Origin of the sequence: Trebonia sp. (genome assembly GCF_030042015.1) — a bacterium.
Lineage (GTDB): Bacteria > Actinomycetota > Actinomycetes > Streptosporangiales > Streptosporangiaceae > Trebonia.
On record NZ_JASIAL010000294.1, the window covers coordinates 1 to 12,745 of the forward strand.

The following is a 12,745-nucleotide window of genomic DNA, read 5'->3' on the forward strand; positions in this document are numbered from 1 at the left end:
GTCGCGGTCGCTGGCGATCTCGTTGAGCAGGATGCCGTCGGTCATCAGCTTGACCAGCGTGGCGTCGCTCGCCCTGTCGGTGAACCTGACCTTGTAGCCCACGGTCGCGCCGAGGTCTGTTGCGAGTTCCTCCGCGATCCGCTCGGCGACCGTGCGGGCGGCGATCCGCCGCGGCTGGGTGTGGCCGATCTGGCCGGTGACCCCGCGGCCGAGCTCGAGGCAGATCTTCGGCAGCTGCGTCGTCTTGCCTGAGCCGGTCTCGCCGGCGACGATGACCACCTGGTGGCCGCGGATCGTCGCCGCTATGTCGTCTTTGCGCTGGCTGACCGGCAGCTCTTGGGGGTACGTGATCGCCGGGACCGCGGCGCGGCGCCTGGTGACCTTGTGCGCGGCCCTGGCGGCGTCGGCGGCCAGCTCCGCGACCGCCTTGTCGCGGGCCGCCTGATCCTGCAGGCCGCGCGCCCGGTCGATGCGACGGCCCAGCCGATGCTGGTCAAGGAGCATCAGCTCGGGCAGCATGCGCCGGAGATCGGCGAGCTCGGGCATCTCGGAAGGCTGGTTCACCGGCGGAAAAGACTAGACGACAAGAACCAGACGATGCCAACGCTTTTCCGCCGCGCAGGCTTCCCTGGGCAGCGTCACCCGGCAGCGTCACCCGGCAGCGTCACCCGGCAGCGTCAGCCGAGGACCGTGCCCGACCTGGCCGCGATGTGCGGCGGGACGGCGATGCCCGCTGGCAGTCCAGGGTCAGGCACGGGCTGCTGCCAGGCCGATACGAGCGGAAGCTCCCCTGCCCACAGGCCTAGCCTGGCGTCGGGTGAGTCACCGTCGTCGGGCGGGCCGGTGCGGATCTTCACCGATGCCTCGGCGAGCGGCAGCGCCAGCAGCCTGGTGGCCGCGAGCTCCTTGCGACTCGGGCGCCGGACGTAGTCCCACTGTCCCGGAGCCATGTGCTCGGAGAGCAGCCGCAGGCCGTTGCCGAGTTCGCCAGGGTCGGTGACGATGCGCGGGTGGCCGTAGATCATCGCGCTGCGGTAGTTGACCGCGTGCTCGAACACCGAACGGGCCAGCACCAGCCCGTCCGCGAGCGTGATCGTGACGCATACCGGGCTGTCGGCTCGCAGGCTCACGCTCGCGACAGAGCCGTGCAGGTACAGGTTCGCGTCGTCGAAGCCGTAGCTGGTCGGTACCACCATCGGCCAGCCGTCCCTGATCACGCCAAGGTGCGCGACCAGCCCGGCCGCCAGGACCGCGAACAGCTCGCGACGGTCGGTCCTGCCCTGCTCGCGGAGCCTGCGGTGCCTGGTGCGCTCGGTGCCTGACAGCGGGTTCGCCATCTACCGGTGATATCACGGCCGGCCGGCGTGCGGGCGAACCGGGCGGGAATGCGGCTGGTACGCCCTGACGTTATCGGGTATAGTGAGCGCATCGGCCAGGTGCCCATCTGAGCGGCCCGGCGATCGCGGAAAGCGTCGCAGTGAGCGGCGCGGAAACGAAGATTCTCAACCTTCGCGGTACTTTCCTGTAACAAGGCATCGGCCCAGTTCAGCGGCCTCTCGCACGCGCATCCCTGCCGTTTGCAGGCCGCGTTAGCGCCGCGCCGCCGCGGCTATTCGGCCAGCGCGAGCAGCTTTCTTCAGCATGCGCGAATTCACCCTCCAACGAAGAGGAAACATCCCATGACAGTGACAACAGAAGAACGAGAACAACAGCGAGAAACCGGCGCCGCGACCGCGGGCGTCGCCGCGGCTGGTATCGCCGATATCGCCGACGGGCGGGGGTACCTGCGCGTGGCGGGGTACCGGCGCTCACCCGGCGACATCCCGCTCACGTCCGCGCTCGTCCGCCAGTACGGATTGCGCAAGGGCGACCAGGTAGCCGGCACGGCCGCGCCGCGCCAGGGCCAGGGCCAGGGCCGCGCCAGGGACCGGGCACGCGACGGCAGCCGGAACGGTAACGCCGGCGGGAGTCCGGGCATGACGCTGGTCAGCGTCGAAAGCATCAACGGCGTGCCGCCCGGTGCGGCCAAGGCCCGCCCGCGCTTCGACGACCTCACTCCCGTCTACCCCAACCAGCGGTTCCGCCTCGAAGACGGCGACTCCGGCGCGACCGCGCGGATCATCGACCTGATCTCCCCCATCGGCAAGGGCCAGCGCGGCCTCATCGTCGCGCCGCCGAAGGCCGGCAAGACCATGGTCCTGAAGACGATCGCGCACGCGATCGGCGCGGCGTACCCGCAGGTGCACCTGATGCTCGTGCTCGTCGGCGAGCGCCCGGAAGAGGTCACCGACCTGCGCCGCTCGGTACGCGGCGAGGTCATCTCCTCGACCTTTGACCAGTCCCCCGACGAGCACGTCCTGGCGGCGGAACTGGCCATCGAGCGGGCCAAGCGGCTGGCCGAACTCGGCCGGGACGTCGTGGTCCTGCTCGACTCGCTCACCCGGCTCGGCCGCGCCTACAACCTCGCCGCCCCCGCGAGCAGCCGCACCCTGACCGGCGGCGTCGCGGCGTCAGCGCTGCAACCGCCCCGCCAGTTCCTTGGGGCGGCGCGCTGCCTTGAGGAGGGCGGCTCGCTCACGATCATGTCCACCGCCCTGATCGACACCGGATCCCAGCTGGACAACGTGCTGTTCGAGGAGTTCAAGGGGACAGGGAACATGGAACTGCGGCTGCGCCGCGACCTCGCCGAGAAGCGGATGTTCCCTGCCATCGACGTGGCACCCTCTGGCACACGCCGCGAGGACCTGCTGATGGAGCCGGCCGAACACGCGGCCGTGGTCAGCCTGCGCCGGGCGCTCGCCGCACTGGACCCGCAGCACGCGCTCGAACTGCTGCTCGACAAAACCATTCATCCGAACGAACAGTTTCTCCGCCAGATACGCCAGTCACGATAACCACCACCCAGGGGCGGGGCGTCCGGTCTCCCGCCGCGCCGGAGGGCCCGCCTAGCGGGCGCTTGGGCCGTTGGCGCAACTGGCCCCGTAGAGCCGGGCCGTTGGCGCAACTGGCCCGATACGCAGCCAACGTCGGAATCCTGAGCGACGCTGAACACGTGGCGGCCGCCAGCTTGCTCTCGGGCTGCGGCGGCACAGGCAGCCGCCGCGGGACGCCCCGGGACGCCCCGGGACGCCGGACCGCCGGCCGGACGGACGGACGGCGCGGGGCGAGGCGCGATCTCCCCTGTCCGATGGGCCGCGGCCGTCCATAGCGCGGCGGCTGGGACGCGAGCGAAAGAAAGTCGTTAGAACTTCTTGCGCTATTCGTAGTTGAACGGGTAGTTAATCTTCTATAGGCTACAGCGCAAATGAGCGGTGTTGTTTGCCGCATGCAATTGCGCCCGGCAAACTTTCACAATCCACCTAACGTCGCGGACACCCTGGAGCCCCGCCGAGGATCCGCGATTCCTCGTCATGGCATCGAAGGGGCTCTTACATGCCACTCAGCAACTCTGAAGGAAGCCTTGAGGCTCCGATGCCCCTGCAGACGCGCGCGCCGCACCGGCCATGGGGTACGCTTCCGGCGGGGTCAGCGGCCACGGGCTACCACGGACTATTCGACTCGTACGGCGAAGGCGCCCGGCACAGCACAGGAATGGTTGAAATTTACTCAAAGGCGAGTGGACGTTTGGGCCTCATCGGCCGATTGACGGCACATGGCGGCGATCATTGCGGGAGTGAACCCGAGACGGGAATAGGCCTGGATCTGAGCGCTGCACATGGCTTTGGCGATGGCCGCCCGGCAGTCCGCGCATTCCGGCGCGGCCCAGGCGCCTGGCCCTGGCTTAATGAGTTCGCGCGCGGCCGCCAGCGCCTCGGGGCATCCCGCCCCCGCCGCCGCGCCGGTGTTCATTTCGATTTCGACGCCGAGTTTGTCGCGCAGCATTTTGAGCGCGAGCCGGGTCTGGGCGCCGAGCGCTGCCAGGATCTGCTGCTGCCCGCTTGCGTCACAGCGGACCCATTCACTGCTCAACTCATCACTGGAAACAATGGCTCCACCCTGTCGCGCGTTGTCGGCCACGGCGGCGGTGAGGAGGTACGCGGCGCGCGGCGCGTCCCATGGCGGGGGGTTCATATGCGCAGCCAGGCGTGGAGCCGGCTGCCCAGCCTGCGCAGGGAGTACAGCAGGCACGAGCACATCCCGAGCCCTCTAGTCGGGCACTCGTGCGGCGCCACGCCTTCTCCCCATATCACTCCCATTTCAGGTCCCTTTCCTGGGGATATCGTCGACAGGGCATACGTGCCCGGCCCCGAGGCGGGGGACAGAGGCCGGGGGCCGGGCACCCGCGCGCTTAGTCCCGGGAGAACCCCCCCGAATTCCCGTGGGAAAGGCGCGCTTACACGCTGCGTAGTCGGATGGGTGGAATCCGGTTACGTCAAGCGCGGAGCCAACGATACTCGGCACCTGTCTAGTTGTCTAGTCACGTCGACAGGGGTGGTACCGCTAATGTGCGGAGGGTCCGGTGGCAGATAACGGGACCTCGCACATGCAGATCGATTACGAGTCGGGTGAGAAGGTCTACCTGCAGATCGCGCGGATTATCCGCGACCGCATCATCAGCGGAGAGCTGCCGGTTGGCGCCCAGATCCCGAGCGGCAACCAGATGAAACAAGAGTGGGGCGTTAACCGGCTCACGGGCGCGCAGGCGGTCGAAGAACTGCGCAAGGTCGGCCTGGTCGTCACGAGGCCCGGCGTCGGCACGTTCGTGGCGGCCATGCCGGCCTTGCAGGCGGTCGTGATGCGGCCGGGCGACCGGGTCATCTCGCGGATGCCCACGGAGGAAGAGCGGGTGCGGCTCGGCACCGGCTACCTGACGCCCGTGCTCGTCATCACCAGGTCTGACGGCCGCGTCGAGCAGTACAACGCGGCCGTCACGGTATGCCAGTCGCAGCGCTTAGCGCAGCACGCAGGTCCCGCATAGCGGTCATCTAGGTTGATTAGGTATCTATACCACTATGCACGTTGTGCCGCCGTTAGGCACTAGTTGTGGTGTTAAGAGAAGGCACTGCCCGTTCGGGATAGTCTGCGGCGGCCGGCGCCGCGTGCAGTTCGTGCACGTACCGCTTGCCGCGCAGCAGCGAGGCGACGGCCGCGACAAGACACGCCGCGATCGCGAAGTCGAACGCGACGTCCAGGCCGTGGGCGAACGGGGCGGAGATCAGCGACGGGAAGAACGCGTGCCCGGTCAGGTAGGCCGCGTGGCTGGCCGGCAGCTTGGCCAGCGCCGGGCCGAGCAGCGTCTGGATCGGGTTGTACCCGAGCAGCGCGGCGAACATGATCGCGGTCGGCGGCAGCGCCGACAGCCGGGCGGCGGCGGCGGCGGGCAAGCCCTGCGCGGTCAGGCCGTGCAGCAGGCTCGACGACAGCGAGCCCGCCAGGCCCAAGACGATCAGCGAGAAGAAGATGCCGATCGACAGGACCATCGAGGAGTTCTGGAAGGTCGCGCTCATGCCGGCGCCCACGCCGCGGCGCTCGGCGGGCAGGCTGTTCATGATGCCTGCGCGGTTCGGGGAGGCGAACAGCCCCATGCCGATGCCGTTCAGCAGCAGCACCCCGGCGAACTGCCAGTACTGGAAGTTGACAGGGAGCAGTTCGAGCAGGACGAACGACAGCGCCGCGACCACCATGCCCCCGGTGGCGAACGGCCTGGCGCCGAACCGGTCGGACAGCCAGCCCGAGACCGGGCCGGCGACCAGGAAGCCGACGGTCAGCGGCAGCATCGCGATGCCGGCCCACAGCGGGGTGTCCGTGAAGCTGTAGCCGTGCATCGGCAGGTAGATGCCCTGCAGCCAGATGATCAGGATGAACATCAGGCCGCCGCGGCCGAGCCCGGACAGCAGCGCGGCCAGGTTGCCTGCGGTGAACGGGCGGATCCGCAAGAGCGCGAGCCGGAACATCGGGTCGGCGACGCGGGTCTCGATGAAGCAGAACAGCGCGAGCGCGGCGAGGCCGCCGCCGACCAGGGCGAGCACGAGCGGGCTGGTCCAGCCCATCGTGTGGCCGCCGTAGGGCTGGATGCCGTAGGTGATGCCGACGAGGACGGCGATCAGGCCGGCCGCGAACGTCACGTTCCCCCACCAGTCCAGCCTGGCGGGCTTGCGGATGCCGAGTTCCCTGAGCTTGAGGTAGGACCAGATCGTGCCGCCGATGCCGAACGGCACCGAGACCAGGAACACGTAACGCCAGCTGATCGGGCCGAGCACGCCGCCGAGGACGAGGCCGATGAACGAGCCGGCGATCCCGGCGACCTGGTTGAGGCCGAGCGCGAGGCCGCGCTCGTTGGCCGGGAAGGCGTCGGTGAGGATCGCGCTTGAGTTGGCCATCAGCATGGCGCCGCCAATGCCCTGCATGATGCGCATCCCGATCAGGTACCAGCCTGCCTGCGTGCCGTGCAGCCAGGTCACCGACAGCAAGATGGAGAACAGGGCGAATATCGCGAAGCCCGCGTTGAACATGCGCACGCGGCCGAACATGTCGCCCAGGCGGCCGAAGCTCACCACGAGCACCGCGGTGACGACCAGGTACCCCATGAGCATCCACAGCAGGACCGTGGTGTTGCCTGGCTGCAGCGGGTTGATGCCGATGCCGCGGAAGATGTCCGGCAGCGCGATCAGCATGATGGAGGAGTTGACGGTCGCCATCAGCACGCCGAGCGTGGTGTTCGACAGGGCGATCCACTTGTAGTGGTGACCGACGGCTGGCCGGTCCGTGGCCGGCTCGGCGGCAGCGGGGACGGGCTGGGATGTGGCGGGCGGCACTGGGGTTCCTCCGTGGCGAGCTGCAACCATTAGTTGCTTGATGCGAACTAATAATAGCGCCATTTTGTTCCCTGCTGGCTCCCCGCGCCGGTCCCTTGCGTCCCGCGCGTCTGGTTGGATGGCTGGGTGAGCCTGCCGCTGCCGCTGTCGCTGAAACCCGCGCTGTCGTCGCCTGAGCTGCTCGCTCCCCGTGTTTACGCGGCGCTGGCCACCTGGCCGGCCGCCGCCGAAGTGCGGGTGGCCCAGATCGACCCCGCGCTCGCCGACACCGCCGCCTTCTGCGCGACCTACGGCGTGCCGCCCGAGGAGTCCGCGAACTGCGTGGTGATCGCGGCAAAGCGCGGCGGGGAGACGACGTACGCCGCGTGCCTGGTGACGGCCACGACCCGCGCCGACGTCAACGGGCTGGTGCGGCGGCAGCTCGGGGCGCGCAAGGCGTCGTTCGGCCCGGTCGGCGCGGTGACCTCGCTGACCGGGATGGAGTACGGCGGGATCACGCCCATCGGCCTGCCGCCCGGCTGGCCGATCCTCGTGGACGCCGCGGTCGCGAAGCTGAGCAGCGCCGTGGTCGGCTCGGGGATCAGGGGCTCCAAGCTCTGGCTGCCCGGCAGGCTGCTCGCCGAGCTGCCGGGCGCCGAGGTCGTCCCCGGACTGGGGCAGCCGGCCTGATATGCGCGTGACGTGACATGCGGCACGTTTGGCATGTGCCTGGTTTGACATAAGGAATCGCACCGGGCATTCTTGGGTTTGTCAGATAGACACCTCGTTCGGTGAGGCGTCTTCACGGACACAGGCCACTGATCCCAACCGTCGAGAGACGCTCCGGATCAGGACACCTCTCCCCGGCCTAAGGGGTGAGGCCAAGTGGCTGCGCATGCTACGCCGTGGAGTGCCAAAGCTCTTACGAGAGAGGTGACCTCGCCACTTCTGCCGTGGCAGCGGACAGCCCCTCTCAGGTGGAAACGCGCTACAGGCGCGCGCGAGCGCCGCGTATGGAGGGAGGCGTGCGATGGACTCTGATAGTCCGGGCCGAAGTCGGCCCTTCCCGCCGTTTTCCCTGTCAGTCCCTGGCACACGCTGACGCAGCCGATTTTCCCCTGACGTAATTCCGCTTATCGTCTGCCATGGGCAGCCTTCCTGCCCGTCGCTAAGGCGTGCCGACTATGCGCGTGCGCGTGTGCCCTCAATCCCGCTTTAGTGCGAAGCGTGAAAGGGGTGAATACCCGTGGCTGCTGTAGAAGTGACCGCGACCCGTCGCCCGGCGGTGCTCGACGACGCGCACGTCGGCGACATCCGTGGTGCCCTCGGCACGATCCGCGCCGACGACCTAGGCGCCCGCCCGACCCTGTCGGGCAAGATGAAGACGCTGCTCGCCGTCGTCGGCCCCGGCCTTATCGTCATGGTCGGCGACAACGACGCCGGCGCCTTCTCCACCTACGGCCAGGCCGGCCAGGACTACGGCACGCGACTGCTGTGGACGCTGCTGCTGCTGATCCCCGTGCTGTACGTGAACCAGGAGATGGTGCTCCGCCTCGGCGCCGTCACCGGCGTGGGGCACGCGCGGCTGATCCTGGCGCGGTTCGGCAAGTTCTGGGGCGCGTTCTCGGTCATCGACCTGTTCATCCTGAACGCGCTGACGATCGTCACCGAGTTCATCGGCATCACGCTGGCCGCCGGCTACCTCGGCCTGCCGAAGGCGGTGGCCGTCGCCGGAGCGGCCGCGGTGATCATCGCGTCCGCGTTCACCGGGTCCTTCCGCCGCTTCGAGCGCATCGCGATCACCTTCTGCGCCGGATCGCTGCTGCTCATCCCGCTGTACCTGATGACCCACCCGGCGGCGGGCGAGATGGCCCGCGGCTTCACGGTGCCCGGCCTGCCCGGCGGCTCGGGCCAGATGGCGACCGTGATGCTGCTCGTCATCGGCATCGTCGGCACCACCGTGGCGCCGTGGCAGCTGTTCTTCCAGCAGTCCTACGTCATCGACAAGCGGATCACCCCTCGGTTCATGAGGTACGAGAAGACCGACCTGTGGATCGGGATCGTGATCGTGATCGTCGGCGCCGCCGCCGTGATGGGCGCGACCGCCGCCGCGTTCGCCGGCACCCACGCGGCGGGCAACTTCACCGACTCGGCCGGGCTGGCGCACGGCATCGCCTTGTACGCTGGCCACGCGGCGGGCGCGGTGTTCGCGGTCGCGCTGCTCGACGCGTCCATCATCGGCGCGTTCGCGGTGTCGCTGTCCAGCGCCTACGCGATCGGCGACGTGCTCGGCCTGAACCACTCGCTGCACCGCGGCGTCGGCCAGGCCAAGGGGTTCTACGCGGTGTACGCCGCGCTGATCGGCGGCGCCGCCACGATCGTGCTGATCCCCGGTTCGCCGCTCGGCCTGATCACCGAGGGCGTCCAGGTGCTCGCCGGCGTGCTGCTGCCCAGCGCTACCGTCTTCCTGCTGCTGCTGTGCAACGACCGCGAGGTGCTCGGCCCCTGGGTCAACGGGCGGAAGACCAACGCGTTCACCTCGGCGGTGATCGCGGTGCTGATCATCTTGTCGGTGGTGCTCACCGCGTCCGTGCTGTTCCCGGCGATCACCACCGGCCAGATCATCGCGATCTTCGCCGGCTGCGGCGCGGTCTCCGCCGTCGTGTGCACGTGCATGCTGGCCCGCCGCCGGGGCGCGGCGGAGGCGGCGTTCGCCGGTGCGTTTGACGGCGCACTCGGCGGCGCGTTTGACGGCGAACTCGGCGGCGCGCCCGGTGAGGCCGATCGCGACATGTGGCGGATGCCGCCGCTCGCCGAACTCGGCGCGCCCGTTGTCAGCCGTACCCGCAAGCTCGGCCTGACGGCGCTGCGCGGGTACCTCGCGATCGCGATGATCCTCGTCATCGTCAAGATCGTCATGATGGCCGTGGCGCACTGAGCGCGGATCTGCGGCTTTTCTCGGGTCAGCCGCCCGGTGCAGCTCCGCGGGGCACTCCAGTCCACGTGACACGAGCCTGCATCAAGTCCACGGCGGTGTCCCCCCGGGCCTGGCCGATCATGGAAACCGGCCCAGATGGCCGACTGCCGCGCCGTATGACAATGACCCATGATGATTGCGAATGCTCCAATGGCGCGCCGACGGCGACGCGGGCGGTCTCGCGGGCGGTCTCGCGCGGAAGGGAGCTACCCAAGGTGGTTACGGATCATTCAGGTGACCAGGCCCGTAGCGGGCCGCTGGCGGGTGTGCGGGTCGTCGAGCTGGCCGGGATCGGGCCGGGGCCGTTCTGCGCGATGCTGCTCGCCGACCTTGGCGCGGAGGTGATCCGGGTAGACCGGCCGGGCAGCGCGCCGCTGCCGGTCTCCCCCGGCACCGACGTCACCAGCCGGGGCAAGCGCCGCGTCGTCGTCGACCTGAAGCACCCCCGCGGCGCCGAGGTGGTCCTCCGGCTGGCCGCGGCCTCCGACGCGCTGCTCGAGGGGTACCGGCCCGGGGTCGCCGAACGGCTCGGCGTCGGCCCCGCCGCCTGCTGGGCGCGCAACCCGGCGCTGGTGTACGGCCGGATGACCGGCTGGGGCCAGGACGGCCCGATCGCGCAGTCGGCCGGGCACGACATCGCTTACATCGCGGTCACCGGGGCGCTGCACGCGATCGGGCGGGCAGGCGGCCCGCCGCAGGTCCCTGTGAACTACCTCGGCGACTTCGGCGGCGGGTCGATGTTTCTCGCGCTTGGCGTGCTGGCGGCGCTGCTGCAGGCGCGGCAGACCGGGCGCGGCCAGGTGGTGGACGCCGCGATCGTCGACGGCGCCGCGGTGCTGCAGGCGATGACGTACGGGCTGCTCGCCGGCGGCGCGTGGACCGACGAGCGGGGCGCGAACCTGCTGGACACCGGCGCGCCCTTCTACGACGTGTACGAGACGGCCGACGGGCGGCACATGGCGGTCGGCGCGCTTGAGCCCGCGTTCTACCGGCGGTTCGTTGAGCTGCTGTTCGCGCCGGAAGGCCCGCCTGACGGGCTGCCCGACCAGCAGGACCGCGCGGGCTGGCCGCTGCTGCGGCGGGTGTTCGCGCAGCGGTTCGCGCGGCGCTCCCGGCAAGAGTGGGCGAAGGTGTTCGAGGGCAGCGACGCCTGCGTCGCGCCCGTGCTGTCGATGTCCGAGGCGCCCGCCCATCCGCACCTGGCCGCGCGCGGCACGTTCACCGAGGTGGCCGGCGTGGTCCAGCCAGCGCCCGCGCCACGGTTCACGCGGGCCGCGGACGGTGCCGGCGGGATCAGCGCGCTCGAACCAGGCCGGATCGCCAGGCCCGGGGCGCACACCCGGGAGGTGCTCACCGCATTGGGGTTCGGCGACGTCACCGAGCTGCTTGCCGACGGCGCGGTGTGGCAGGCCTGACAGCCACCCGCCGTGCCGCCGCGACCGCACGGGACCAACGGCCGGCTTCCCGCCTAGAGCAGCTCAAGGATCGTGGCGTTGGCCTGGCCGCCGCCTTCGCACATGGTCTGCAGGCCGTAGCGGATGCCGTTGTCCCGCATGTGGTGCACCAGCGTGGTCATCAGCCGGGCGCCGCTGGCGCCGAGCGGGTGGCCGAGCGCGATCGCGCCGCCGTTGACGTTCAGCGCCTTCGCGTCGGCGCCGATCTCGGCGAGCCAGGCCAGCGGCACCGGCGCGAACGCCTCGTTGACCTCGAACGCGCCGATCTCGTCAAGGCGCAGGCCGCTGCGCTCCAGCGCCTTCTTCGTCGCCGGGATCGGCGCGGTCAGCATGATCACCGGGTCGTCGGCGGCCAGCACCGCCGTGTGCACGCGGGCGACCGGCGTCAGGCCGAGCTCGGCGGCCTTCTCAGAGGTGGTCATCAGCAGCGCGGCGGCGCCGTCGCTGATCTGGGAGCTGTTGCCGGCGTGGATCACGCCATCGGGCTTGAACGCGGGCTTGAGCTTGCCGAGCGACTCAAGCGTGCCGCCGCGCCTGACGCCCTCGTCGGTGTCCACGACGGTTCCGTCGCCGGCGGGGACCGGCGTGATCTGCGCGGCGAACCTGCCGTCGTCCTGGGCCGCCGCGGCCTTCTCGTGCGAGGCGAGGGAGAACTCGTCGAGCTGGGCGCGGGAGAAGCCCCAGCGCTGCGCGATCATCTCGGCGCCGATGCCCTGGTTCGGCGGCACGCCCTTGAACACTGTCTGCAGCCCGGACCCGGACGGGTTCGAACCAGGCAGCATCGAGGCGCCTATCGGCACCCGGCTCATCGACTCGACGCCGCCGGCCACGACGACGTCGTACTGGCCGCTCACCAGGCCCGCGGCGGCGAAGTGCACCGACTGCTGCGACGAGCCGCACTGCCTGTCGACGGTCACCCCGGGCACCGACAGCGGCCAGCCCGCCGCCAGCACCGCGTTGCGCGCGATGTCGAACGTCTGCTCGCCGACCTGGCCGACGCAGCCCCACACCACGTCGTCGACCGCGGCCGGGTCAATGCCCGCGCGCTGCGCGAGGACCCGCAGCACGTGCGCTGACAGGTCCACCGGGTGCACCCCCGCCAGGCCGCCGTTCCGCTTGCCGACCGGCGTCCTGACCGCCTCCACGATTACCGCGTCTGCCACCGCCCCGTGCCTCCTTCACTGCTCGCCTACTACTTGCCTACCACGCCCGGGCGCGTTTGCCGAGTTCGCCGGCCTATGGGGAATCCAACACCGCGACCAGGTAGGCAACGCCGAACGGGTCGTCGGCGTACAGGATCTCGGTCTGCGGCCGGACGCCGTCGAGCGCGCCGGCCATGACCTGCCAGGTGGCGCGCCCGGTGACCATGAGGTCGCCGGCCAGCACAGGGTCGAGCCCGGCAAGGGCGGCCATGTCGCCGTCCCTGACCGCGCGCTCGACCGCCGAATCGAACGGGGCCGCGCGCTCGTCGAAGTGCCCGGGCGCGGACGGTCCGCGGCGGTTGCTGCCGTCGCCGACGGCAAGCAGGCCGACCCGCGACGCGGCGCCCGCCAGCCTGGCGCCCAGGCGCAGGCACGCCG

9 protein-coding genes, 2 pseudogenes and 1 riboswitch are annotated in these 12,745 nt (G+C 70.2%); of the genes and pseudogenes, 5 read left to right on the forward strand and 6 right to left on the reverse strand.

The features are described 5' to 3' along the window. Nucleotides 1-546, reverse strand: a pseudogene (locus Q1N79_RS15645) (ATP-dependent helicase); the annotation flags it as partial. A gap of 131 nt (nt 547-677) precedes the next feature. Beyond that, a complete protein-coding gene (locus tag Q1N79_RS15650) occupies nt 678-1,337 on the reverse strand; it encodes a pyridoxamine 5'-phosphate oxidase family protein (RefSeq protein WP_300609764.1) in 660 nt (219 codons plus the stop codon). Nucleotides 1,338-1,679: 342 nt separating this feature from the next. Here Q1N79_RS15650 and rho point away from each other — a divergent pair, with 342 nt between their 5' ends. Then, nucleotides 1,680-2,894, forward strand: a complete 1,215-nt coding sequence (rho, locus tag Q1N79_RS15655) for a transcription termination factor Rho (RefSeq protein ID WP_300609766.1) — start codon at nt 1,680-1,682, stop codon at nt 2,892-2,894. A 712-nt stretch (nt 2,895-3,606) separates the two neighbouring features. Here the strand turns inward: rho and Q1N79_RS15660 are convergent. Further along, nucleotides 3,607-4,017, reverse strand: a complete 411-nt coding sequence (locus tag Q1N79_RS15660) for a hypothetical protein (RefSeq protein WP_300609768.1) — start codon at nt 4,015-4,017, stop codon at nt 3,607-3,609. Nucleotides 4,018-4,459: 442 nt separating this feature from the next. Between Q1N79_RS15660 and Q1N79_RS15665 the strand changes: the two genes are divergently transcribed. Then, entirely contained in the window at nt 4,460-4,918 is a 459-nt protein-coding gene (locus tag Q1N79_RS15665) for a GntR family transcriptional regulator (RefSeq protein ID WP_300609770.1), read from the forward strand. A 52-nt stretch (nt 4,919-4,970) separates the two neighbouring features. Here the strand turns inward: Q1N79_RS15665 and Q1N79_RS15670 are convergent, their stop codons facing one another. Further along, on the reverse strand, nt 4,971-6,755 hold the full coding sequence (locus Q1N79_RS15670; protein WP_300609772.1) for an MFS transporter: 1,785 nt from the start codon (nt 6,753-6,755) through the stop codon (nt 4,971-4,973). Between the two features lie 177 nt (nt 6,756-6,932). Here Q1N79_RS15670 and Q1N79_RS15675 point away from each other — a divergent pair, with 177 nt between their 5' ends. The 3 genes from Q1N79_RS15675 (at nt 6,933) to Q1N79_RS15685 (ending at nt 11,126) form a co-directional block, all read left to right on the forward strand. Next, a complete protein-coding gene (locus Q1N79_RS15675) occupies nt 6,933-7,424 on the forward strand; it encodes a YbaK/EbsC family protein (RefSeq protein ID WP_300609780.1) in 492 nt (163 codons plus the stop codon). 86 nt (nt 7,425-7,510) lie between these two features. Beyond that, a riboswitch (M-box (ykoK) riboswitch) is annotated at nt 7,511-7,674 on the forward strand. A 306-nt stretch (nt 7,675-7,980) separates the two neighbouring features. Beyond that, nucleotides 7,981-9,672 carry an NRAMP family divalent metal transporter gene (locus tag Q1N79_RS15680; protein WP_300609774.1) on the forward strand — a complete coding sequence of 564 codons (1,692 nt, stop codon included), beginning with the start codon at nt 7,981-7,983 and terminating at the stop codon, nt 9,670-9,672. A 254-nt stretch (nt 9,673-9,926) separates the two neighbouring features. Next, nucleotides 9,927-11,126 (forward strand): CaiB/BaiF CoA-transferase family protein, encoded by a 1,200-nt coding sequence (locus Q1N79_RS15685; RefSeq protein ID WP_300609776.1) that lies wholly within the window; start codon nt 9,927-9,929, stop codon nt 11,124-11,126. Nucleotides 11,127-11,179: 53 nt separating this feature from the next. On the opposite strand, the gene Q1N79_RS15690 is transcribed toward Q1N79_RS15685, so the two are convergent. Then, nucleotides 11,180-12,328, reverse strand: a complete 1,149-nt coding sequence (locus tag Q1N79_RS15690) for a thiolase family protein (RefSeq protein WP_300609778.1) — start codon at nt 12,326-12,328, stop codon at nt 11,180-11,182. Between the two features lie 73 nt (nt 12,329-12,401). Continuing rightward, nucleotides 12,402-12,745 (reverse strand): annotated as a pseudogene (locus tag Q1N79_RS15695) (hypothetical protein); the annotation flags it as partial.

Excerpts from the sequence above, each read along its gene's own strand:
- Q1N79_RS15650 (WP_300609764.1), bottom strand. The coding sequence starts at position 1,337 with ATGGCGAACCCGCTGTCAGGCACCGAGCGCACCAGGCACCGCAGGCTC.
- rho (WP_300609766.1), top strand. The coding sequence starts at position 1,680 with ATGACAGTGACAACAGAAGAACGAGAACAACAGCGAGAAACCGGCGCC.